This window comes from Ureibacillus sp. GCM10028918, assembly GCF_042666115.1.
GTDB lineage: Bacteria > Bacillota > Bacilli > Bacillales_A > Planococcaceae > Ureibacillus.
This window is the reverse complement of record NZ_JBHTFK010000012.1, coordinates 35,984-58,630: the sequence shown is the minus strand read 5'-3', so window position 1 is coordinate 58,630 and position 22,647 is coordinate 35,984. Positions and strand designations below refer to the sequence as shown.

The window sequence follows — 22,647 nt, the reverse complement described above, 5'->3', positions numbered from 1 at the left end:
ATTTATCGATTTGTTTTAGGTTTATTTTAGAAATGTAGATTTGAGACTGCTACCAATAGCAAGATTAATACGTTTCTAAAAGCACACTGATTTTACTTAGTATTGGTAAGTATGTCTAAGAATTGATCACTACCTATACGTTTTATAAATTTATAAAATGCCTCCCGTTTTTTACCCATTTGTGAATAGAGGTCAATAATCTTTTCTACTGAACTGTACAATTCTTCTGGTGTTAAATTCTCCAAAAGCAAAGTACCCACTTCAGCGTCTTTCCCTTTAGCTTTTCCTCCAATATATAAATTAAAATGATCTCTCATTTTCATCACACCTATGTCGCTTAACATTGGTTCTCCGCAACCAATAGGACAACCTGTGTAAGCAACCTTTAGGGTAAAAGGTACAAATTTACCTGCTATGCGGCGATTTAATTCTTTTGCTACAGGCATTCCTTCTTCTTCTTCTCCCTTGCAAAAATTACAGGTTCTCAAGCTCTTAACGAAGTTTCCAACTGGATAACATGCTAACCCAACATTTTGGAACTCTTCCATGATTTCTTCTTTTTTATCTTCTGGTATCTCTATATAAAGTTGCTGGAATGTCGTTAACTCCAATTCCTCATCTTCATTCATATATTTCGAGATTGTTATAAGCTGTTTTGAGTTGAGTTTAGCCCCGAACCCTATTCCCCCATTTACAGCAATCTTAATTTTTTTAATATTGTCCCCCATATTCAATCCTCACCTATTTCCGTTTTGATATATACTATACATCGGTACGGTATATTGAATAGTTAAAAAAATCTGTTATGCACCTAAATAGTTTGGAAAAAGTTACCTTTTATCTTCTAATTTTACCCTTTGTAAACGCAATGCATTTAAAACAACTGATACGGAACTAAATGCCATTGCTGCGCCTGCTACCCATGGAGCAAGGAATCCTGCTGCCGCAATTGGAATCCCGATGATGTTATAAGCAAATGCCCAGAATAGGTTCTGTTTAATATTGCGCATTGTTTTGCGACTCATTAAGATGGCATCGGCAATACTGTTTAAGTCCCCGCGAATTAACGTAATATCTGCGGCTTCCATGGCCACATCTGTACCTGTTCCAATTGCCATACCAATATTGGCTGTAGCTAGTGCTGGTGCGTCATTAACGCCATCGCCGACCATTGCTACCTTTTTTCCCTGTTGCTGCAGCTTTTTCACTTCTTCTGCTTTGCCTTCAGGAAGTACCTCTGCAATAACTGCATCAACGCCTACTTCTTTACCAATGGCCTGTGCTGTACGTTGATTATCGCCTGTCATCATAATGACTTTGATGCCCATACCTTGCAGGCGAGATACAGCTTCTTTGGATGTTTCTTTAATTGTATCTGCTACGGCTACCAGTCCTGCATATTGACCATTAATGGCAGCTAACATCGCTGTTTTTCCGTCGCTTTCCAGCTTCTCCATCGTTGTCAACACCGATTGAAGATCGATTCCGTATTGTTGCATCAATCTGCGTGTACCAATCACAACACCTTGCCCTGAAACTGTTGCCTGTACCCCATAGCCAGGAATTGCTTCAAAGAATTGAACATTTCCAAGTTCGATGCCTTTATCTTGAATACCTTGCACGATTGCTTGTGCTAATGGATGCTCGGATTGTTTTTCTGCTGCGCCAATAAGTGATAAAAATCTCTCTTCCTCTTGACCATTTGCTGCGTAAACATCCGTTAATACAGGTTTACCATGCGTAACAGTACCTGTTTTATCAACGACTACTGTATCAATACCTTGTGTTTGCTCTAAATGCTCGCCGCCTTTAAATAATATCCCAAACTCTGCTGCGCGACCTGAACCCGCCATAATAGAAGTTGGCGTTGCTAAACCCAGGGCACATGGACATGCAATAACAAGGACGGCAATTAACACTTCAAGTGCTTGCGTGAAATTCCCTGGTTCAACTAAGGTAAACCATACTAAGAATGTCAGAATCGCAATACCAATGACAATCGGTACAAACACACCCGAAATTTTATCTGCCAACCGTTGAATTGGCGCTTTTGTACCCTGTGCATCTTCTACAACCTTGATAATTTGGGCCAGAGCCGTATCACGACCTACTTTTATAGCCGTCATTTTGATGAAACCATTTTTATTGATGGTTGATCCGTATAATGCATCACTTACTTTTTTATCTACCGGTAAACTTTCCCCTGTTAGCATCGATTCATCAACAGCCGTTGTTCCTTCAATCACCTCGCCATCAACCGGAATCTTCTCACCAGGTTTTACCAGGATTGTGTCACCAATCATTACTTCTTCTAGCAGTATTTCTTTTTCCACACCATCACGAATTACAACCGCAGTTTTCGCTTGAAGCCCCATTAATTTTTTAATCGCTTCGGATGAACGTCCTTTTGCTTTTGCTTCGAATAATTTCCCTAAAAGGATGAGCGTGATTAATACAGCGCTTGTTTCAAAGTATAAATGTGGGCCATGATGAGTTCCCGCTGTAACAATCGCTTGATAGACACTATAAAAATAAGCCGCGGAAGTACCCATCACCACAAGCACATCCATATTCGCGCTACCATTTCGAAGTGATTTATAAGCACCTACATAAAACTGTTTCCCGATAATAAATTGCACAGGCGTTGCTAAAATCAGCTGTACCCATGGATTCATTAAAAATTCGGGTACATATAGAAAGGATGTAAATGAAAAATGCCCAACCATCGTCCATAATAATGGCAATGAAAGAATCGCAGATATAATAAATTTTCGTTTTTGGTCTTTAATTGCTTGCTCACGATAATCTACTTGTTCCTGATCGTCCTGCTTTTGATGTGCACCATAGCCTAGTTTTTCTACCTTTGCAATAATATCTCCAATCGAAACCTCGGATGGATTAAATTCGATCGTAGCTTTTTCCAGAGCTAAATTGACGTTTGCATTCGCTATGCCATCCATTTTGTTTAATCCTTTTTCTATGCGTGTGGCACATGCTGCACAAGTCATTCCCGTAATATCAAGCTCAGCTTTTTGCTTCACAACACCATAGCCAAGCGCCTCAATTTTCTTTTCGAAATCTTCTTCACTCAGTTTAGAAGGATCGTATTGTATCAAGGACTTTTCAAGCGCTAAATTTACATTAGCTCTTTCGACACCTTCCATTTTGTTTAAACCTTTTTCAATTCGTGTCGCACATGCTGCACAAGTCATTCCAGTAATCTGAAGGCTGGCTTCTTTCGTTTTATTTATATTTTCATTTGATGCTGTTGTCATATTTTCCACCTCTCACATACCTATATGGGGTATATTTTGTTGAAAGAATTAGAGTGCCTTTAAAGCACTCTTCGTTAATATTTATTAAAGTTACTTAAACTATTTAACTTCGTAGCCTTGATCATCAATTGTCTCTTTAATTTTATCTAATGAAACCTTCTCGTTATCAAATGATACCGTTACTTGAGCATCTTCCAGACTAACTTTTACTTGGTCTACACCTGCTAACTCGCCTACACTGCCTTCAATTGCCTTTACACAATGGCCACAAGACATTCCGCTTACATTTAAAGTTACGTTTTCCATATTAAAATCTCTCCTTATTTTTTCATTAATTTTTGAATCGTTACAAGCACTTCATCCAGAACTTCCAGATCCCCACCTTGTATACGCTCCGCAACACATTCTTTCATATGTGTTTCTAAAAGCATTTTGGCTACCCCATTTAAAGCAGATTGTGCAGCCGATATTTGAGTAATGACATCATCACAATAGGTGTCTTTTTCAATTAAACCTTTGATGCCACGAATTTGACCTTCAACACGGTTAAGCCTTGTAATTAAATTTTTCTTTGTTTCATCGGAATGATGACTTTTCCGTTCATTAGTACTTGAACAACAGTTATCTTGTTCTATTAGGTTTCCTTTATTCAAATCGAGCTTCATTTACTTCACTCCTTCACTATATCATATACCCCCATACCCTATAAAAAGACTATATCATACCCCCACACCCTATGTAAAGTGTAATTTTGTTATTGTTCATTATTTATTTTACAAGTTAAAATAATTCAAAGTTTCTTAAAAAATAGAAAAAACATGCTTAGATTTCTAAGCATGTTTTTCTACTTTTATTGAATTTAATATACTTACCTAACTTCATATTGAACATATTATTTTATATACATCTTCTTTACCCATAATAATTGAGCCACCCTCTACAAACTGTGCATCCATTTAATACAATAATATCTGGATAAGCCTTCTTTCAGTACGAGCCGTCTGTCAATACATCGCTAGGTTGAATACTTCAACTATACTAGCATCAATACTTTATTTAATAATAAAGATATCAAGTGTTCAAAGAAAATTGACACTCAATTTTTCTTCATAGAATCCTTTAAATATTATGATTTTAAGAGTACAGATAACCCCATTTTCCTGACTCTACTCCTACTAGAGATTGTCTTTTCATACATACACCTGCATAATCTTCTTATAAAGAAGCAAAAAAGGCCGCCTTTCGCGACCTAAATAGCATTCTAAAATAATTTTATCAAAAAAATAAATATTTATACCGGTAAGTTTGCCCGCCTAATAGGTGAACGAAGACCCATAAAGTATGAAGATATATGAATCTTAAATCTCTATATTATGAATCAAATGCATTTAAGGAATTTACACTGTGAGCTAAAGCTGAACCTGCTTTTAAGGCCGTTGCAACCATAATAGATTCTGCTAGTTCTTCCTTTGTTGCATTTGCCCGTTTTGCCCTTTTCGTATGATCGTCAATACAGTATGGGCATCCCGTTGTATGAGCAACTGCAACCGCAATCAATTCCTTCTCTTTTACACTTAAAATACTTTCTTTCATTGCTTTTCCATCAAAATCAACAAATGACTTAAAAACTTCTCCATTGAGTTTTGAGAATTCTTTTAATCTATTAAAATATGATACTCTATACAATTCTTCGTCTTCATTTTGATCGTATGCATTTAGGGCATTCACTCCATGAGCAAGCGCAGAGCCTGCCTTTAAGGCTGTTGCAACCATTATGGCTTCAGACATTTCTTCTTTAGAAACATCCTTCGATTTTCCTTGTTTAACATGAAGTTCAATACAATAAGGACAGCCTGTTGTATGAGCAACCGCAATAGCGATTAATTCTTTTAGCTTTTTTGTTAGTTTCCCCTCTGCTAATGCCAGTCTGTCAAAATTCATGAAAGCTTTAAAGACATCTGGTACAAGATCACTTAATTCACCAATACGGTTAAAATATGATTTTTTATACAATTCTTCTCTACTCAAAGTTTTCCCTCCCAATTTTCTATACTTCTTTTTTCAATCGTATTAGGATACCTATCTTCTATACCTATTTATTAACCCTTACTCATGACCATCACCTTATGTTTACAAATAAATTATCGCCCCGTATATTCAGACAACTATATTAGTTAAAAATTATTTTACATTTTACGCACACATGCAAATTGACCTATAACTACAACATAAAAGAAGATAGGATAGGAATTTCATCAAAAATATTGACCAATCTCCCAATCCCTTAGTCAAACATTGTAAAGGCAGAGTTACTGTCTGAAATATCGGTTTGTTATCACTAAAAATTTAACATACCCCCAATGGGTATGTCAAGAAATATAATATAATACCAGTTATCGGTTACTGGTATTAACTATCGGACTTAGAAAACCGTACCCGATTTGCTGAAGATTTTAATATAGAAGATGTAGCTTTTATAAAAAATTTGATCATTACCTTCATTAATAAGGTCTTTAACTTCTTTGGTAATTTCTGAAATTGCAGCCTGCGTTATTACAACCATATATTTCCTTCAAAAGGATACTTATTATATAGTTTTTATAATTCCTATTTTTTATGGTATATAAGCTTAAAGTAAATCATTTAAAACTTTAGAGCTGTAGCTAAAATTAACAAGGCTAATTCTATTCAAAGATCTTATTGCTTACAAAATTATACGGAAACATCCTCGGATAATAATGAAACTTTTCCTTCAACACCTATTTGGACATCTGCTTTTTTTAACATGTTTCCGACAGCACACCCTTTATCTGCCGCAACAAGTGCTCTATTAGCTGATTGAATCTGCTCTTCTGTTGCATCAGCAGATAAAATAATGTGAGGAAAATGTATAATTTTGAATCCTTCTTCCTTTGAATTGGTTGCTTCCGAATCCATTGTCAAACCAGCTACAGGCAATTTTCTTGTTTCAAGCATAGTGGCAAGAGTCATCGTATAACAGGCTACGGCAGAAGTTACCAGTAATTCTTTAGGCTCTGTACCTTTCCCACTGCCACCAAATAATTCAGGTATCGCTATTTTTGTTTCAAGATAATTTGCTTTAATTATCCCGGTACCTTTTGTGTTTCCATTCCACACAGTCTTTAAATTGATTTTTGCCTCCAAGTAATTTCACTCCTTAACTAAAATATAAAATAGTTAACCAGTTCATTAGTTAACTATACATTTAACTATAATTAACAGTAATAATGTTTGTCAACTCTTTTTTATCAGCTGGTTACAAGCACTTTAGCAGAACTTGATTTTTTAAGATTTCTTCATTAAGCTAAATATATTTAGACTATTAGTTAACTAAGAAAGTTGGTTGTTTAAATATGGAACATTCAAGCTTACTTTTTAAAATCGATTCCAAATCTCCCATACCCATCAACGTACAGATCAAGGAACAGATAAAATGGTTAATTGGAAAAGATTTACTCAAACCTGGAGATACCCTCCCTTCGACAAATCAATTAGCGGATCAACTATCCATTAACCGAAATACGATACAAGGAGTTTATTCTCAACTAAAAGAAGAAGGTCTATTGTCTATACAAAAGGGGCGGGGAACACAAGTTGCCGGCGAGGAAGAAATTACGAGGTTTAAAATACAAAATACCTATTTTTCTTTTGTGGAACAAACAATTAAGGATGCCTACGAATTAGGTTTCACTATCGAAAACGTGTTGTTGTCCGGATTTGCCTACATGCAGCTGTTCGGACAGCCTCTGAAACGGAAGTTGAGTTATCTCTTTATTGAATGCAAAGTAAGTTCGTGCATTTTTTATTTGGATGAAATTAAACGGATGACATCTGCAGACATTCATACTATCGATGTGTCATCGACACCAGAAAATATCCTTATTGAGTCAATTCACAATGCAGATGTGATTGTGACGAGAGCGGATCTGGCGGAGAAGGTGAAAAAGTTTGCGGACGCCGCTAAAAAAACAATCATCTCCGTTGGTTCTACAAACGATGTGTCGCTGTTATTGAACATGTTAAGACCATAATGATTTTTTATGGGGACGTAAAAGTGAAAAGTCCAATTCCCCCTGAAGATGATAAATGTGAATTGTTTTGTTGGTTACCCTTGCTCTTATCAATTGCCCATTTCCGAAAGTGAACGATTGCGTCGTTTAGCCGAACATGTCCTTGAACACAAAAATATTCACCATATGATGATTCAATTAGAATCGTCAACCCACCTGCATGACAATTCGATTCTGTGTAAAGTGAAAGCTACTTAACAGGATACCACCACCACTAATAGGTATCCTGTTATAACAATAGAAATGGCGTGGACATTATCCATGCCATTCATTTTCTATGTTAATTAGACGTTCAGAATAAATACCCATTTGGTTATTTTACCTTGTTTTATTCCATCAAATGTCTCTTTTCATGAAAAAAGCACAATTCTTAATGCAGAATTGCGCCCGTTTGTTGAATTATGAAATTGAGTATCTATTTTTAAGTTTAGTGAATATTTTACTGTATTTTTCACCTAAATGAATCATGAATTGGTTGAAACAAGTTCTCCCCTGAATTTCTGACTATTGAAAAGTGTTCCACGTTGTAATGTCCATGAAGAGTTGTATTATGGTGCCTGATTATTTGTTCTTCATTTAATTCATCATTCCCCAAAGTTGAATGTCCATCACCTACTAACGTTACATCAAAACCATTTATAGTTGCTGTCCTAACAGCACTATCTACACAGTGTTGTGTTTCACAACCCATAATTACTATATGTTTAATATGTTTTGATTTTAAATAGTCGAGAAGACCTGTCCCATAAAAGGAATTAGTTGCCGATTTATCGAATATTTTAGAATTTGATGGCACATTAATTTCACAATGAATTTGAAATCCTTCACCAGATCCTTCTGCCACATCCAGATCTCTTATAAATACAACTGAAGTATCAGCGGCTAAAGCTTTTTCTATTACCGTATTGATGTTCTTGATAAGTGATTCTTTATTAAAAATAGGACCTGTTTTTTGATTGCCCTCCATTAATTCTTGTTGAGCATCAATGATTAATAACATTTGATTCAAATGATATTCTCCTTTCAATCTTGGAGAATTAGGCATATTCCCCATAGTACTTTGATGACTGTAAAAATCTAACATATTGCCAATGGTTATGTACTAATAGGACAACTTAATGAAATTGGGAGTCGCAAGAATATAACTGATTTCAGAAACCTCTACTAATGTTAAGTAAAACTATTTATTATTACAGATATAACAAAAAAATAAAAAAATAATATAGACCACCTGTTTACTCTTTTGTCCGCAATTTGTCCGCAGAATTATTTTTTTGTATTGAACTTATTTAACTGAGTCGATTTTAATCGCCTTAAAAAGCTTGATAAATCAAACTTATTTAACTTATTTTAACCTAATTTATTTATACCGATAAACTCGACAAGGTGGGGATCGCAGGTTCGAACCCTGTCGGGACCATCTTTATTGCAGCCTACAAACATTGATATATCAATGTTTGTAGGCTTTTTATAATATTATTTGCCTCTTTACAAAACCCTTACTTATCCTCTTTGTCCGCAAATTGTACGCATGATTTTTCCCAATTGCTTTTTAAAGCATTATGAAAAATTTCAGCTACTCATTATCGGAGTTAGGTAATAAATGAGCATAGAACTCCAAAGTAATTTTTGGATTAGCGTGACCCAATCGTTTAGAAATCTTTACAATATCTATTCCTGCAGAAATAAGAATGGATGCATGGGTATGTCGAATATCATGAAAACGAATATTCGAAACACCTGCACATTTTACTAATCGCTTCATCACACGGACTACATTTCGCGAATCTGTGCAGTGCCAGAATTGGTACAAATAACGAGATCCTGATTCTGATAAAAATCTCGTACTAGTTCTTTCCATTCTTCTTGCCGCTGTTTATGAATCATTAATTCATTTAGAACTACTGCTGGGATTGGAATACTTCTAATTGAGTTAATTGTTTTAGGCGTTGTAAATATATATCCAACTGAAGGAATCGTCGAGAGTGTCCGATTTACTTGAATAGTTCCTTTACTAAAATCAATATCATCCCATTTTAATCCTAAAATCTCTCCCCTACGCATTCCTGTATAAATGGCTAATAAAAAAATAAGGTAATGTCTTTCTTCTTTACATACGTATAGGAAGTCGTTTATCTCATCGTAAGGCCAGATCGTCATTTTTTGATATTCAACAGAAGGTGGATCTGAATCTGCTACTGGATTAAACATGACTTTTTTCCATTTCACTGCTTGACTAAAAGCTTGTATCAAGCACTACATTTTGTCCTTGTGATAAGTAAAATTCAATTAAAGACCAATCAATATTATATGAAATCTATCAAAGTAGTAATTCCTCTAAAGCTAACCCCGTAATTTGTTATAATCTTGCTAAAATCAGTGAATATTAAACTAACATCACATTTTCGAGGTTTAACATTTCAGTAAACCTCTTTAGCGTATTAGACATGTATTTATCTTTACGATAAATAAATATTGTTTTAACATTTCCAAATCGTTTTGGAATGGAATGTTGGATCAGTAATTCTTCTTTCACGTATTTATCTACTACACTAAGAGGTAGTAAGCTTATACCTAATCCGGCTGATACACAGCCAATAATCCCATCAAGTGTTCCAAACTCCATTATTTTTTCTGGAATTACTCCTTCATGATGTAACCATCCTTCAAATCTCGCCCGATAGGAACAGCCATTACGGAAAACTAATATTGTTCGATTTTGTATATCTTTTAAAGAAGTTAAAGGTTGATGAAGTGTATCCGTTACAAGCACCAACTCTTCTTCAATTACAGTTTGATAAGTAAGGTCAGGATGTTCAACAGGACCTGCAACAAAAGCTCCATCCAATTCATATTGTAGAACATCTTTGACATTTTGCTCAGTTGGCCCTGTTTTCAATGTAAGGTCAACAGCAGGATATTCACGGTGGAATTTTGATAGTAATGCCGGTAAACGTATCGCAGCAGTAGTTTCCATCGAGCCTATCACTAAAGGTCCCTTTGGTATTTGATTATCACTCATTGCTTCTCTTACTTCATCTAAAAGATGAAATATTTCATCTGTGTAGGATAGCAGTACCTTTCCTTTTTCCGTGAGAGTAGTCCCTCGATTGTGTCGATAGAATAACGTTGTTTCAAGATTTTCTTCCAATTGTTGAATCTTTGATGTGAGATTTGATTGTGCGTAATTAAGCTCTTTTGCTGCCTTTGAAATACTACCCAACTCTGCAACTGCTCGAAAAAATCTTAATGATTGTAAATCCATCGTCATCACCCTTTTTGATATATAATAAATTGATACCCTCATATCGATTTTATGAATTATACCATATAGCAAAAAACAGATAAGATAATTATAGAAATAATAATTAAATTGTTGGGGGGTGAAACATTGAATAAACATCCTATTTTATTTTTGATTGGTGGAATTTTTGCTCTAATGGTTGCAATGGGAGTTGGTAGATTTGCTTATACACCTATTCTACCGCTAATGCAAAATGATCTGTCATTTACTGACACATTAGCAGGATACCTTGCCTCAAGCAATTATGCTGGATATTTAGCCGGAGCAATATTGGCAGGAGTGCTTCCGTTGAAAAAGCATAAAATGCATTATCTCAGAGTCAGTCTCATTGTAAGTATTATTACTACGTTAAGTATGGGCCTTACTCACTCTTACATTCTAATGCTTGCACTTCGGTTCATTTCAGGCGTAGTAAGTGCGTTCATTTTTGTTTTATCTTCTAGTATTGTTTTAGATAAACTATCTACTACTGGAAAAACAAATTTGTCAGGCTTTTTTTACTCAGGGGTGGGGTTCGGAATCTTTTTTTCAACACTCTTTATACCAAGTTTAAACAAGTTATTTGGGTGGGAAGGTGTATGGGTAGGATTAGCCTTAGTTAGTATTGTCCTTACTATCTTTGCATGGTTCTGGCTCAAAGAATCAACAGACCCTGTTATGGATAAGAACAGAAAAGTAGTTGATCTACAAGTACCCCCCCTGAAATGGCTTCCTTGGTTGATGATAGCTTATGGTCTGGAAGGATTGGGATATATTGTAACCGGTACATTCATTGTGGCGATTGCAGAAAATACATCTTTCTTTAGGATTGATTCATCAATAGTTTGGATTACTGTTGGATTAGGTGCAATCCCATCTTGCATTATTTGGTCATCACTAGCTAAAAGACAGGGTTTTGTAAAAACATTAGTCTTCTCAATGACTCTTCAAGCCATTGGTATTGCTCTACCTGTCATTTGGAGCTCTCAAACTAGTCTAATTTTAAGTGCATTATTATTTGGTGCGACATTTATGGGAATTACCACACTTGCTACAACGTTGGCTCGCCAAATGAGTCCAACTGATAGCAGTCGAGTAATTGGCTATCTTACCGCTATTTATGCAACTGGCCAAATGATTGGGCCAACAATTGCTGGAGTATTAATCTCTTTCACTCAAAGTTATAATGCTGCTTTGATTGGAGCAGCTAGCGTAGTGTTAATAGGAGCAATGTTTCTTATAGGTGGTATTCGATTTGATCGGAAATCAAACATAGAAACTTCATTAATAAAATAAAATAGAAAAGAGGAAATTATTATGCCATACGTAAATATTAAAATTACAAATGAAAACGTGACACCAGAAAAAAAAGCAGCACTAATTAAAGGGGCAACACAATTACTTGTTGATGTATTAGATAAAAATCCCAATACAACTGTAGTAGTCATTGAAGAAGTTAATACTGATAATTGGGGAATTGGTGGAGAATCAATAACTGTTCGTAGAAAAAATGGGCAATAACATTCAATTTAATAACTAATATTGGAGCAAAAAGGAAGAAATAGTTCTCTATTATCTTCTCTTTTTGCTTTTCATATACCTACATAAAGTAACCCGTTCTACAGTTTGTTTAAGTATGTTAGTTCGAAGTTTCACTTATTATGAAAGTATTATTCCACAATATGGCCCGTTTACTTTAAAAGGCAGGCACAATTCAATTAAAGAATTGCGCCCGATTGTTGAAGATTATTATTAGGTATTTATTTGTATTTTTGTAGATTTTTCTTCATAAGAGATGCAATTTGTAGATTATCTTGATTAGAAGTGTTTTCTAGATGTTTGATAACTAATTCTTGACGTTCTATAGGGTGATTTTGACTTAATTTAGCTTTCGCTTCAATCTTTGTTATGTCTATTTTGAATGCTACAATTCCTTTACTCATTCCTTCGATAAATTTAGAATCTACATCTTTCAAATTGTACGAGCTATCTGCTTTTTCATACTTGTTAACCATGTCATTTAAAGAATTGAAAATTACGTTTGGATTATCCACAATCTCCACTTCCCCATATAAATGTATAGACACATAGTTCCAAGTTGGAACTGCTTTAGATGTCTCGTACCAAGTCGGCGAAATATAACAATGTGGACCTTGAAAAACCACAAGAACTTGTTGTTTTTCAATATCCCTCCACTGTTCGTTCTGTCGACCGAAATGACCATATAAAACATTTTCAAATCTATTAAGTGTGAGTGGAAGATGGGTAGCGTATGGTTCACCATTGTGCTGAGAAAATAAAGTTGCAAAGCTGTATTTTTCAATAGAATCATAGATACTTTCTTCCTCATTTACCCTGAAATGTTTAGGTATATACATACTTAAACTCCTCCTTCTTTTAAAAAACTTTGTTTAAACAACCAGGTACAATTAAAGCACCTTTATGAGATAGTCTACAATGCAATCTGTCATCGAAAAAGGTACAATTAGAAACAAATATAGATGTCAGTGTGGTGGTTAGAAATGCAGAATACAATTTTTGCTTTTAGAGAGGGTCTTCCGAAATATAAACAAATTTACGAACAATTTAAAAAATTAATTGAGAAAGGTGATATTCCAGCTAATGATCTATTGCCTTCTATTCGTCAACTCGCAGACTCTCTCCAAGTAAGTCGCAATACGACACTTAGTGCATATGAGCAACTTGTTGCAGAAGGCTATATCCGTAGTGAAGGACGAAAAGGATATTATGTAAATGAATTAGAACCTCTTTTAATTCAAAACACTATATATTCTCAGAATAAACCGGACACAGATCAGGATAAAAAAATTCTAGTTGATTTCCGAGCAGGAGCAGTAGATCAGCCCTATTTCCCACTAAAAGTTTGGAGAAGAATGGCAAATAAAGTTTTAGCGCTACCGGAAAGTTTTAGATACGGACATCGTTTTGGAGAAGAATCTTTACGTGAACAAATCGCCATGTATTTACTTCAATCCCGTGGTGTCAAAACAGATCCAGCTGCAATTATCATCGGTAGTAGCACTCAACAAATGTTGATTTATCTTGGACAAATTTTGAAGAATGATTTTCCTAGCATTATCGTAGAAGATCCAGGTTATGACGGAGCTAAGGAAGCTTTTCAATTCCATCGTTTAATGCTTGAAGTTTTACCAGTTTATGAGACAGGTACTGACTTTACAAAATTAGAACAATTAAAATCACGCTTAATCTATGTAACCCCCTCCCATCAAAGTCCAATAGGTGTAAGTATTTCAATTCAAGAAAGACAAATGCTTATTCATTGGGCTAACAAGATAAAAGGCTATATTATCGAAGACGATTATGATAGTGAGTTCCGTTATACACAACAACCCTTTCCGGCTCTGGCTTCCATTGATTCAACTAGAGTCATATATCTAGGGAATTTTTCAAAGTCCTTTCTTCCAGGAATCCGTCTAAGTTATATGGTGCTACCCCAGCTACTTTTAAATCATTATAAAAATCAATTTCTTCGCTTTGAGAGTACCGCTTCTCTTCTTAGTCAACTTACAATGGCTAAATTTATGGAAGAAGGAGAATGGAATCGCCATATTAAACGGATGCGTCTTGTTTATAAGCGAAAAATGCAGTGCATCGTTTCTGAATTAAGAAAACAATTTAAACAAACTATATGCATTATCGGGGAGCAATCTGGTTTGTACATACTAGTTAAAGTAAAACTAAACCGTTCAGAACAATGGTTAATCGATTGTGCTTCCAAACATGGAGTTAAAGCTTATCCTACCTCCGTATATTTCATAAACAATACTTCTGATGAACCAATTATTAAACTGGGATTTAGTAATTTGACTTGTGAGGAAATAAAGTTGGGTGTGGAGCTTTTGAAAAAAGCGTGGTCTATATAAGATTTTATTAAAGAGGCTGGGACAGAATTACAAAATTCTTTGAATGACGGAAAAATCTATATTAAGAATTTGATACATATAAATTGATTGGAGTGGAGGGGCGACTCCTGGGGGAATAGCACGTGTGAGAGACTACAGGCTCGAGCCGTGCCATGGATGCGCGTCCGGCGCAACGGAAATCAATTTTAGCTATATCAAGAAAACACCCTTTTTCTATTTTAGGAAAATGGTGTTTTCGGGTTATGTCCCAGCCTCTTCACTATAATTTGAGGTGCTAACAATCAAATTTTATCTCCTTTACCCTACTTCTATCAATACGGCTTTACTCCACAATCTGTCCATATTGTTGTAAAAGGCGCAATTCTACTCAAGAATTGCGCCCGATTGTTGAATAAGATAAACATATAATAAGTAAAAAAAATCACAGTTGCACAATAAGATTAAAAAGGGATATTGTTACCAGTTCTATTAAATCAACGCCAAGTTACTTTTCTGCTCATCTATATATTGATTTCATTAACTGGAAGAAGTATTCAGGTTTATGAGTCTTGTATAGGTTATACCATGAATGTAATGTAGCTGGTGAAAATACATTTAATTTTTTTAGTACTTCCATCGCAAATTCCAGAGGCGCTACTCCTGATGCAGTAATCAAGTTTGCATCTGATACTGCAGGTCCCATCTCATGAAATTTCTCTCCTTTATAATTAGGACAAACCATTTTAATATACTCTAAATCATTGCTTGTATGCTTTCTAAAATCTAGGTATCCACTATTTGCCAGGCCTTCAGTTGCACCACAAATTGCAGCGACAATAATGCCAAGCTGTAAAGCTTCGCCAATTTTTTCCAATATCGGTTGATGAATATCTTCTCTCCAAGTAGTCCCTCCTGGTAAAATTAAAAGATCATTACTCTCAAGTTTACACTCATTAACAGAAATATCTGGTTTTATGCTCAGCCCCCCCATCGTATTAACCATTTCTTTATTAGCCCCTACTGTAACTACTCTTAAAGGTGTTATATCTCTTTTGAAATATCTTCCTGTGTTTAGTTCTGCAATTAAATATCCATATTCCCAGTCTGACATTGTATTAAATACATATAAATAAATATTTTTTGTTTGCATCCAATAACACTCCCATCACAATTGATATAAACTATCATAATAAAACTTCCCTGACAGCTACCGTCAGGGAAGTTTTCATTTTTGATGAAAATTTATTAATTCAGACAGCACTTCGACAAGTCTTTTCTTTAGACTTATGGGCTCAATAACTTGAATAGATTTACCATACGGTAAAAGCAAATAAGGTATATATGTATGAAGCATATCTTTTTCAAGAAGAAAAACAGCTTGATCCGAACTCCGTTCTTGGAGATAGTGACCTAAAAACCAATGTTGGCAAATATCTTCCAACGCCCTATAGTCTCCATTAATAATAAAAGGGGTAATTTCTTTATCTTCTATAGCAGGAAGGAGGTTTTTCATAAAAAAGTCACTTGCTGAAAAATTTTCTGGTTGTTCAAACTTATTTTCGGTTGGCATTAGACTTTCAATTCGATCTACTCTAAAACTACGGATTTCATTCCTAAGATGACAAAATCCAATCACATACCACTTATTATTCCAATAGATAATTCTGTACGGATCGACCAATCTAAACTTTAATTGTTTTTCGCCACTCTTATCGTAATGAATTTTTACTGAGTATCCGTCAGCTACGGACAGTTCTAACTCGTTCAAAAAACCTGCTATAGAGAGAGAACTAGATCGACTTATTACTTCAAGACTATTAAAATGTTGATTAATCTTTGCTTCCTGCTCTTGATTTGAATATTTGCTCAGTTTTGAAATAGCCCTATTTAGTGCTTCACCTCCATAATATCCCGCATCTTCGGCAAAAACTGCTGCATGAAATAATGAAGTTTGCTCCTCAAAATCAAAAAAGAGAGGTGCTTCAATAAAATTATTCAATAAAGTGTATCCACCGTTATGTCCTGTGTCTGAAATTATAGGTACACCACTCGTTGAAAGTGTATCAATATAACGATACACAGTCCTTATATTCATCTCTAGTTTTTCTGAAATCTGTTTAGCAGTAATTTTTTCACCTGAACTAAGCATCCAAAGAATTGCTAATATATTGTCTATTTTAGGCATACAAATCTACCTCTATATGGAATTTACTATCTATATTATATAAGTTAATTTCCTTAATAAGTAATAAATTTTACTGTATTTATCATTTATATCTAACCTATCCTCTTAAATTAGGTGCTTATGTGTTGTTAGGTTTAAGTATAATTCTCAACTACGTTATTCAACCAGTCTGCCCTCATAAAGCACTTTACAAGAAAAGCGCCCGATTGTTGAATATCAAGAGTTACTGCATTTTGCTTTTATTTAAATTTTTTAGGAGTTTTACATATTCACCATGTTCGTCTTCACCAATGAATAATACGTTAGTAAATCCCTTCTTTTCATATAGATGTCTTGCGTTAAAGTTATCTGTATCGACCCCAAGTGTTATTTCTTCATATCCAAGTTGTTCAGCATAATCAATTAAATAATCAAGAATAATGCCACCTATTCCACGATTGCGATATTCTTCTTTAACTATCATACGCGATAGGTAAATCCGTTTATTTGGAATAGTATAATCTGGGTCATTGTTTTTAAAAACTAACGAACCTTCTCCTATAAACTCGTTATTTTCTAAATAAATAAAGGTAATTCTGTTTCCGCTTACTAATTCCTCATAAAACATCTTCGCCATATTTTTGTGCTTGTCCATATCCCAAATATTAATACACTTATTATATTCTTCCGGATTTAATTTCTTAATTTTATACGAAGTCATAAAATATCCCTCACTTACTTAGAATTGTTTGAACTTCCTCCAGTTTGGTTTTAGTAAATTTTTTCACGATCTCACTTGAATTTTAACATAAATATCCAAATGTTTTATTAGTGATGTTCAACAATCTGGCCCTATAACGGTAAAACGCGATCTTCTTATTGAAGAATCGCGCCCGATCGTATTGTAAGGTCAGCCAGAAAATATTTCTGGTTGACCATTTTTTATATCGATATATGATAACGGTAGCCGGGGTAGAACGTTCGCGCCCGTGGGGCTAAGACCCCGTCCGCAAAACAGTTCGCCCCCTACTTGTAGAAACATGTTTGAGGCTGGTTGGGACAATGATCTCGTATAAGAAGCGAAGCTATGACACTACAAAGAGGATTTAGGGGTTACCGGCAAGCCCTAAAAGAAAAGTTTCAAAGTAAAACATGATCTTGATGGGTTAGCTAGTTTATTAGATTTTATTAAGGAAGTAGAAGATATTTCAGGAGAACGCCCCCCTCTTGTTATGGAATCAACGGGTCATTATCACACACCAGTTGTTCAATATTTTGAGGACAAAGGCTTTTTAATAATTATCGTAAACCCACTGATCTCTTATAAAGCAAAAAGTTCTAGTTTGCGAAAAGGTAAAAACAGATATCATTGATGCCAATCACCTCTGCGAGCTGTATTATAAGGAGGATTTAGAGCCTTATAAAAAGCGTGGCATCCAACTTACGAACTTACGTCATCTTACGAGAAAGCACGATAATATTACAGGCATGTTTGTACAAACCAAACTACAATTTCAGGCAGTTTTAGATCAAGTTTTCCTGGATATAGTAATGTTTTTGGAGACTTATATTCGGATGTTTCTTTGAAAATACTACATGCATTTCCTACTTCAGAGGATATATTGAAAACCAATATTGAAGTATTAGCAACTAAAATAAAAGAGTTCTGTAATTCTCGTTCTCTACAATGGGCAAACAAACAGGCTGAAAAGCTAATGACTGCTGCAGCTCAAAACCCTTTTCAGAAGGCTTTATTTTCTAGTCTTGCCCTAAGCTTAGAAATGTATATTAATATGCTTTTTGAATATAAAAAACATCTATTCATGCTTGAAAATGAGATAGATGCTTTAGTAAAAAGTATTGAAGAATCGAAGATTATCCGATTAATTCCCGTATCGGCGAAAAAATCGCTGCCACGATTATTTCTGAAATTGGGGAAATCGAGAAGAAGGAAAACCATTTAGAGTAGCTGTAATAGCTTGTGCAAACAAACTCTTACATTGGATTTATGCACTATTAAAAAACAAAACTTCTTTCCAAGACTTTGCTTGATTTAACAGTTTAACCAATTGGCCCGGAACTTTCCAAATCTAATTTGGACGGTTATTTGGTATGCACAAATTTAGTATAACATGATTTTTTTATTGTTTTTATTGGAAATTATTGACAACTATTAGCTGGTTTTGTTGAAAAAGAAAAATCAATTGATCATTGATTTTTCTCCCCTAACTCTAATTGATTAACAATGGATGATACTAATGTTTTCAAGGGGTTAATTATCGTCTTAGATGTCTTATCTTCAACTTGCTGAGATGCATCAACCATAGATAATTGGGCAACGGAAATAACTTTATTTTTATCATTAATGATTTGCTCTAAAAACTTGGAAATTTCCTGATTGTATTCTTCCTTTAGTCCTTGCATTATCAATTCAAAAGTATTGTTTATAACAATAACCTCTACGTTTAAAGATTTTTTTTGGTTATTAGCATAATGTTTGAGGCGTTCCATTGTACCTTCTACTGTTGCAGGATTTGTAAAAAGAATTGTCTGGGGTTGCTGAATACTACAGATAAATTCAAAGAATGGTTCATCAATTTTAATAATTGGCACTGATATTGAGAGTTGGTCTTCCTGTAAGATTGCAATATAGTTAGTGCAAGTGATAAGAATAGCATCAACATTACATTGGGCAATCCATTCGATTTGCTCTTTAACTTTATTTTGAGCATCTGATTCTTGGTAATTTTCATCGAATGTAACTCGATACATTAATGCTGGATCAACAAAATGTATTAATTCGATGTTAAATGTAGAAAATGCATTTTCTATGTATTCAATATTCGAATAATGGGCGTGTAAGCATCCTAATCTTTTTCTCAATTCCATTCCACCTCTAATTTATTTCTGATTATTCTAACACTATGTAAATCCAAATGTCTATTCAAATTAAGAAAAAGACTTTCCTCTTCTTACATTAAATGGTCCTTACTCATAGAAAAAGCACAATTCTTACTGCAGAATTGCGCACGATTGTTGAATATCGTTTATTAAGCTAAAGCAACTATTACTTCAATAACGCTTTTTAGGATATAAGAGTCCTATATAATTCTCCTATAATCCCTTCCATCTGATGAACACCTAATTCAGCATTTGTCATGATGACTGCCCCTTTTTCTATATACGGAAACGCGACCATCATACATTGAAAACCTACTCCCCAACCGAGTGATTGAATCTCTATTTCTTTTTCAGAACCTGCTAGAAAAACACCTAGTCCAACCCAACCTTTTCCTCCTTGTGGGCTTATCATGTCCTTTATTGCGTTTGAAGAAATACCAATTTTACTTTCTCCTTTTACGGAATCCATTAATTCAATGACCAATTTTGCTAGATCCAACGAGGTTGTCCAAAGTCCAGAAGATGCTGGGTAAGGATATAAAGGGTATTTTCCATCCACTAATTTGCCATATTTGTTATGACCACAAGAAAATTTTTCACTATTTATAACTGGTATTGACATATCCAATGTACTATTTCTCATTTTTAATGGTTCAAATATAAGTTCTTTCATCGCTCGATGAAACGGTTTTCCAGTCACATCTTCTATTAGTTGCTGAATTATACAATAACCTGCATCAGAATAGTTGAACCCACTCTCTGGTTCGTAATTCACTTCAACAGGAACTTTACAATAAGGGGTTTTTCCCTCCAATAATTCAACCAACGAAGGCAAGCTTGAAATTGATTTAAGCTCGCCAAAACTGTTTTCAGGGTCTTTTATTCCAGATTGATGACTAAGTAAATTTCGTAATGTTACTCTTTTATTTTTCGTAAAATCATTTTCAGGTACTTTCCACGAAACGAGTCTATTGTTTATATCCTCATCTAAATCAAGTAGTCCTTGATTCGTTAGTTTCATAACAAGCATTCCCGTTAGGAACTTACTAATTGAACAAGCACTAAAAATCGAATCCTCATTTACGTTCTTATCGCTTTCCACCTCTAATAAGCCGTAATTTTCTGTACCACTTATTTGACCATGATTAATTAACGTAATACTTAAACCTTGCACATTATAATGCTTCATACGTTCTTGAATGTTGATGTTTTCCACACTCTCACCTCTATCTAGCAGCCTCAGCTTTAATAGTATTATAACACGAACATACTTTCTGTTGTATGTAATTGGAAAAAGTAATGATTTATTAATCTGTGACAATAATTTAAGTGTAAACCTTCACATTATCCACTTTACTTTAAAATTGTTATTCCACAATCTGGCTCTATTGTTGAAAAAGGCACAATTCCTATTCAAGAATTGCGCCCGATTGTCGAATAACTATTCTACTTATTCTTTATACGAAGTTTAGCTACTTCTTCTAATAACTGAATAAATTTTTCTTGTTCCCTCTTACTACTTTTAAGTCGATTTACACGAATAGAACTTTCTAAATATTTTCTAACTTTTAAGCTTACAAAAAAAAGAGCGATGATGTTGTTCATTTTCATACAATTCTTCAAACCATGAGAACTGTTTTAATTTTTCTATATTCTTTTCGATTTTCTCTGTTTTTAGGCCTGTACGTCCACCATTAACAAGATCAGTACTGGATATTAGGCTAAGCAAAATTCCGAATAAAGCTATAATAAAAAAACCTAGCACTCCCCAAAATTTTTTCATATAAATATCCCCAATAATTATATGTCCCGTTTATCATTGCTTTAATTAATATTGCTAAATCTACTTATTTTCAATCACTTTTTACATGAGTATATGATAACGTACTCTACAATGTGGCTCTTTAAAAGTAAAAGACGCGTTCCTACATAAACGCCCCCGACTGTTGAATATCATTAATGCCTTTAAATTGTTAATCCAAATCCCTCGACAAATGACAAAAAGCGTTTAATCAGCCTTGTTTCTAACCTCACATATAACCCACCAATGATGTTCGTGTACAAGGAGTTCTTGTACTTTTTCTAAAAGTTCACCCAAAAAGTTAAATTTTCACTCTATCTTTTTGGGTGCAGAACTAGCTGACTCTTGTTTCTAAAAATCACTTTCCCCCATATGCCATTAATATCTCATCTACAGAGTCAGTATTTCTGATTTCCTTTTTTACCGAATATTCAAAAAAACTTCTTACCCCTTCTGAAACATAGGGTTCAATATTTGCATCTTCTAGTAATTTCATACTATCGATTACTTCTTTATAACGACGCATTTTATGAATGACATGTGTCTTAATTAAAGCTTCAGCAAAATGTTTAAAATCATTATTATTCAAAGTCGTTGAAATACTTTCCAGCACATTATTTTCAACATTATATTTTTTCGCTGCTGTCATCGATTCTAAAACTAATGCTTCTAACCCTTTCATAAAGACACTTCGAATTAGTTTAATACTTGCAGCAGTACCTACTTGCTCTACTAATATACTAACATTCATTTGCAGATTATTTTTAATTGTGGACATAGCATCTTCATTGTGTGATGCAAATAGGATAGGTACTTGAAACCCTTCTGTTGCAACAGTACCCATAATTGCAGCATCAATATAAACGGCTTCGCAATGTTCATTTTGCAACCTATTACTGCAATTCTGTTTGGTGTGTGGTGAACTAGTCGTAAAATCGATAACTATGATAGGTTTTTCCATTGCTTCAATAATTGATGCAATAACATCTGATATTGCACTACTGTTTACTAATACGAATATGGTATCCGCTGCGTGTACTAAATCACGTATTGACATTTCTGGTATTGCACCTTGTCTTTTAATATCCATTAGAATATCTTCACGTCCTTGTTGAGTTAACACATCGTAAACATGAATTTTCAAATCTTGATTTTGTCTCAACCCTTCCGTAAACACTTTCCCAACTTCTCCATAACCAATGATTCCGATTGATTGTGAGTAATCCATGTGTATGATCCCCTTCCATT

23 protein-coding genes and 1 pseudogene are annotated in these 22,647 nt (G+C 34.5%); 5 read left to right on the top strand and 19 right to left on the bottom strand.

Annotation, left to right across the window (positions count from 1 at the left end; translation table 11 throughout):
* Window positions 1–92: 92 nt before the first annotated feature.
* From ACFQU5_RS12070 to ACFQU5_RS12040, 7 genes are all read right to left on the bottom strand, one after another.
* Window positions 93–728 carry a nitrite reductase gene (locus tag ACFQU5_RS12070; RefSeq protein ID WP_390288082.1) on the bottom strand — a complete coding sequence of 212 codons (636 nt, stop codon included), beginning with the start codon at window positions 726–728 and terminating at the stop codon, window positions 93–95.
* A gap of 102 nt (window positions 729–830) precedes the next feature.
* A complete protein-coding gene (locus ACFQU5_RS12065) occupies window positions 831–3,275 on the bottom strand; it encodes a heavy metal translocating P-type ATPase (RefSeq protein WP_390288080.1) in 2,445 nt (814 codons plus the stop codon).
* A gap of 99 nt (window positions 3,276–3,374) precedes the next feature.
* Entirely contained in the window at window positions 3,375–3,581 is a 207-nt protein-coding gene (copZ, locus tag ACFQU5_RS12060) for a copper chaperone CopZ (RefSeq protein ID WP_390288078.1), read from the bottom strand.
* Between the two features lie 14 nt (window positions 3,582–3,595).
* On the bottom strand, window positions 3,596–3,940 hold the full coding sequence (locus ACFQU5_RS12055) for a metal-sensitive transcriptional regulator (protein WP_390288076.1): 345 nt from the start codon (window positions 3,938–3,940) through the stop codon (window positions 3,596–3,598).
* A 706-nt stretch (window positions 3,941–4,646) separates the two neighbouring features.
* Window positions 4,647–5,303: a carboxymuconolactone decarboxylase family protein gene (locus ACFQU5_RS12050; protein WP_390288074.1), complete on the bottom strand. Its 657-nt coding sequence runs from the start codon at window positions 5,301–5,303 to the stop codon at window positions 4,647–4,649.
* A gap of 394 nt (window positions 5,304–5,697) precedes the next feature.
* On the bottom strand, window positions 5,698–5,838 hold the full coding sequence (locus ACFQU5_RS12045; RefSeq protein WP_390288072.1) for a hypothetical protein: 141 nt from the start codon (window positions 5,836–5,838) through the stop codon (window positions 5,698–5,700).
* Window positions 5,839–5,987: 149 nt separating this feature from the next.
* A complete protein-coding gene (locus tag ACFQU5_RS12040) occupies window positions 5,988–6,440 on the bottom strand; it encodes an OsmC family protein (RefSeq protein ID WP_390288070.1) in 453 nt (150 codons plus the stop codon).
* A 209-nt stretch (window positions 6,441–6,649) separates the two neighbouring features.
* Between ACFQU5_RS12040 and ACFQU5_RS12035 the strand changes: the two genes are divergently transcribed.
* On the top strand, window positions 6,650–7,327 hold the full coding sequence (locus ACFQU5_RS12035) for a GntR family transcriptional regulator (protein ID WP_390288068.1): 678 nt from the start codon (window positions 6,650–6,652) through the stop codon (window positions 7,325–7,327).
* Window positions 7,328–7,817: 490 nt separating this feature from the next.
* Here ACFQU5_RS12035 and ACFQU5_RS12030 read toward each other — a convergent pair whose 3' ends face one another.
* From ACFQU5_RS12030 to ACFQU5_RS12015, 4 genes are all read right to left on the bottom strand, one after another.
* Window positions 7,818–8,375 (bottom strand): cysteine hydrolase family protein, encoded by a 558-nt coding sequence (locus ACFQU5_RS12030; protein WP_390288066.1) that lies wholly within the window; start codon window positions 8,373–8,375, stop codon window positions 7,818–7,820.
* Window positions 8,376–8,942: 567 nt separating this feature from the next.
* A complete protein-coding gene (locus ACFQU5_RS12025; RefSeq protein WP_390288064.1) occupies window positions 8,943–9,131 on the bottom strand; it encodes a tyrosine-type recombinase/integrase in 189 nt (62 codons plus the stop codon).
* 8 nt (window positions 9,132–9,139) lie between these two features.
* On the bottom strand, window positions 9,140–9,577 hold the full coding sequence (locus ACFQU5_RS12020; RefSeq protein ID WP_390288062.1) for a site-specific integrase: 438 nt from the start codon (window positions 9,575–9,577) through the stop codon (window positions 9,140–9,142).
* Between the two features lie 175 nt (window positions 9,578–9,752).
* Window positions 9,753–10,631, bottom strand: coding sequence for a LysR family transcriptional regulator (locus tag ACFQU5_RS12015; RefSeq protein ID WP_390288060.1), 879 nt, complete (start codon window positions 10,629–10,631; stop codon window positions 9,753–9,755).
* Between the two features lie 126 nt (window positions 10,632–10,757).
* Here ACFQU5_RS12015 and ACFQU5_RS12010 point away from each other — a divergent pair, with 126 nt between their 5' ends.
* Window positions 10,758–11,945 carry a YbfB/YjiJ family MFS transporter gene (locus ACFQU5_RS12010; protein WP_390288058.1) on the top strand — a complete coding sequence of 396 codons (1,188 nt, stop codon included), beginning with the start codon at window positions 10,758–10,760 and terminating at the stop codon, window positions 11,943–11,945.
* A gap of 21 nt (window positions 11,946–11,966) precedes the next feature.
* Window positions 11,967–12,170, top strand: coding sequence for a tautomerase family protein (locus ACFQU5_RS12005; RefSeq protein ID WP_390288056.1), 204 nt, complete (start codon window positions 11,967–11,969; stop codon window positions 12,168–12,170).
* A 239-nt stretch (window positions 12,171–12,409) separates the two neighbouring features.
* On the opposite strand, the gene ACFQU5_RS12000 is transcribed toward ACFQU5_RS12005, so the two are convergent.
* Window positions 12,410–13,027 carry an FMN-binding negative transcriptional regulator gene (locus ACFQU5_RS12000; RefSeq protein WP_390288054.1) on the bottom strand — a complete coding sequence of 206 codons (618 nt, stop codon included), beginning with the start codon at window positions 13,025–13,027 and terminating at the stop codon, window positions 12,410–12,412.
* Between the two features lie 144 nt (window positions 13,028–13,171).
* On the opposite strand from ACFQU5_RS12000, the gene pdxR reads away from it, so the two are divergent.
* On the top strand, window positions 13,172–14,554 hold the full coding sequence (pdxR, locus tag ACFQU5_RS11995; RefSeq protein ID WP_390288052.1) for a MocR-like pyridoxine biosynthesis transcription factor PdxR: 1,383 nt from the start codon (window positions 13,172–13,174) through the stop codon (window positions 14,552–14,554).
* Between the two features lie 496 nt (window positions 14,555–15,050).
* Here the strand turns inward: pdxR and ACFQU5_RS11990 are convergent, their stop codons facing one another.
* From ACFQU5_RS11990 to ACFQU5_RS11980, 3 genes are all read right to left on the bottom strand, one after another.
* Window positions 15,051–15,683, bottom strand: coding sequence for a type 1 glutamine amidotransferase family protein (locus tag ACFQU5_RS11990; protein WP_390288050.1), 633 nt, complete (start codon window positions 15,681–15,683; stop codon window positions 15,051–15,053).
* Window positions 15,684–15,758: 75 nt separating this feature from the next.
* Window positions 15,759–16,718: a helix-turn-helix transcriptional regulator gene (locus tag ACFQU5_RS11985; protein WP_390288048.1), complete on the bottom strand. Its 960-nt coding sequence runs from the start codon at window positions 16,716–16,718 to the stop codon at window positions 15,759–15,761.
* Window positions 16,719–16,941: 223 nt separating this feature from the next.
* Complete coding sequence (locus tag ACFQU5_RS11980; RefSeq protein ID WP_390288046.1) at window positions 16,942–17,418, bottom strand: GNAT family N-acetyltransferase; 477 nt, start codon at window positions 17,416–17,418, stop codon at window positions 16,942–16,944.
* A gap of 412 nt (window positions 17,419–17,830) precedes the next feature.
* On the opposite strand from ACFQU5_RS11980, the pseudogene ACFQU5_RS11975 reads away from it, so the two are divergent.
* Window positions 17,831–18,749 (top strand): annotated as a pseudogene (locus ACFQU5_RS11975) (IS110 family transposase); the annotation flags it as partial.
* Window positions 18,750–18,905: 156 nt separating this feature from the next.
* On the opposite strand, the gene ACFQU5_RS11970 reads toward ACFQU5_RS11975, so the two are convergent.
* The 4 genes from ACFQU5_RS11970 to ACFQU5_RS11955 all read right to left on the bottom strand — a co-directional run bounded on the left by ACFQU5_RS11970 (window position 18,906) and on the right by ACFQU5_RS11955 (window position 22,627).
* Window positions 18,906–19,586, bottom strand: coding sequence for an aspartate/glutamate racemase family protein (locus ACFQU5_RS11970; protein WP_390288044.1), 681 nt, complete (start codon window positions 19,584–19,586; stop codon window positions 18,906–18,908).
* A 196-nt stretch (window positions 19,587–19,782) separates the two neighbouring features.
* Window positions 19,783–20,814 (bottom strand): serine hydrolase domain-containing protein, encoded by a 1,032-nt coding sequence (locus ACFQU5_RS11965; RefSeq protein WP_390288042.1) that lies wholly within the window; start codon window positions 20,812–20,814, stop codon window positions 19,783–19,785.
* A gap of 345 nt (window positions 20,815–21,159) precedes the next feature.
* Complete coding sequence (locus ACFQU5_RS11960; RefSeq protein ID WP_390288040.1) at window positions 21,160–21,381, bottom strand: hypothetical protein; 222 nt, start codon at window positions 21,379–21,381, stop codon at window positions 21,160–21,162.
* 376 nt (window positions 21,382–21,757) lie between these two features.
* On the bottom strand, window positions 21,758–22,627 hold the full coding sequence (locus ACFQU5_RS11955; protein WP_390288038.1) for an NAD(P)-binding domain-containing protein: 870 nt from the start codon (window positions 22,625–22,627) through the stop codon (window positions 21,758–21,760).
* Window positions 22,628–22,647 lie beyond the last annotated feature (20 nt).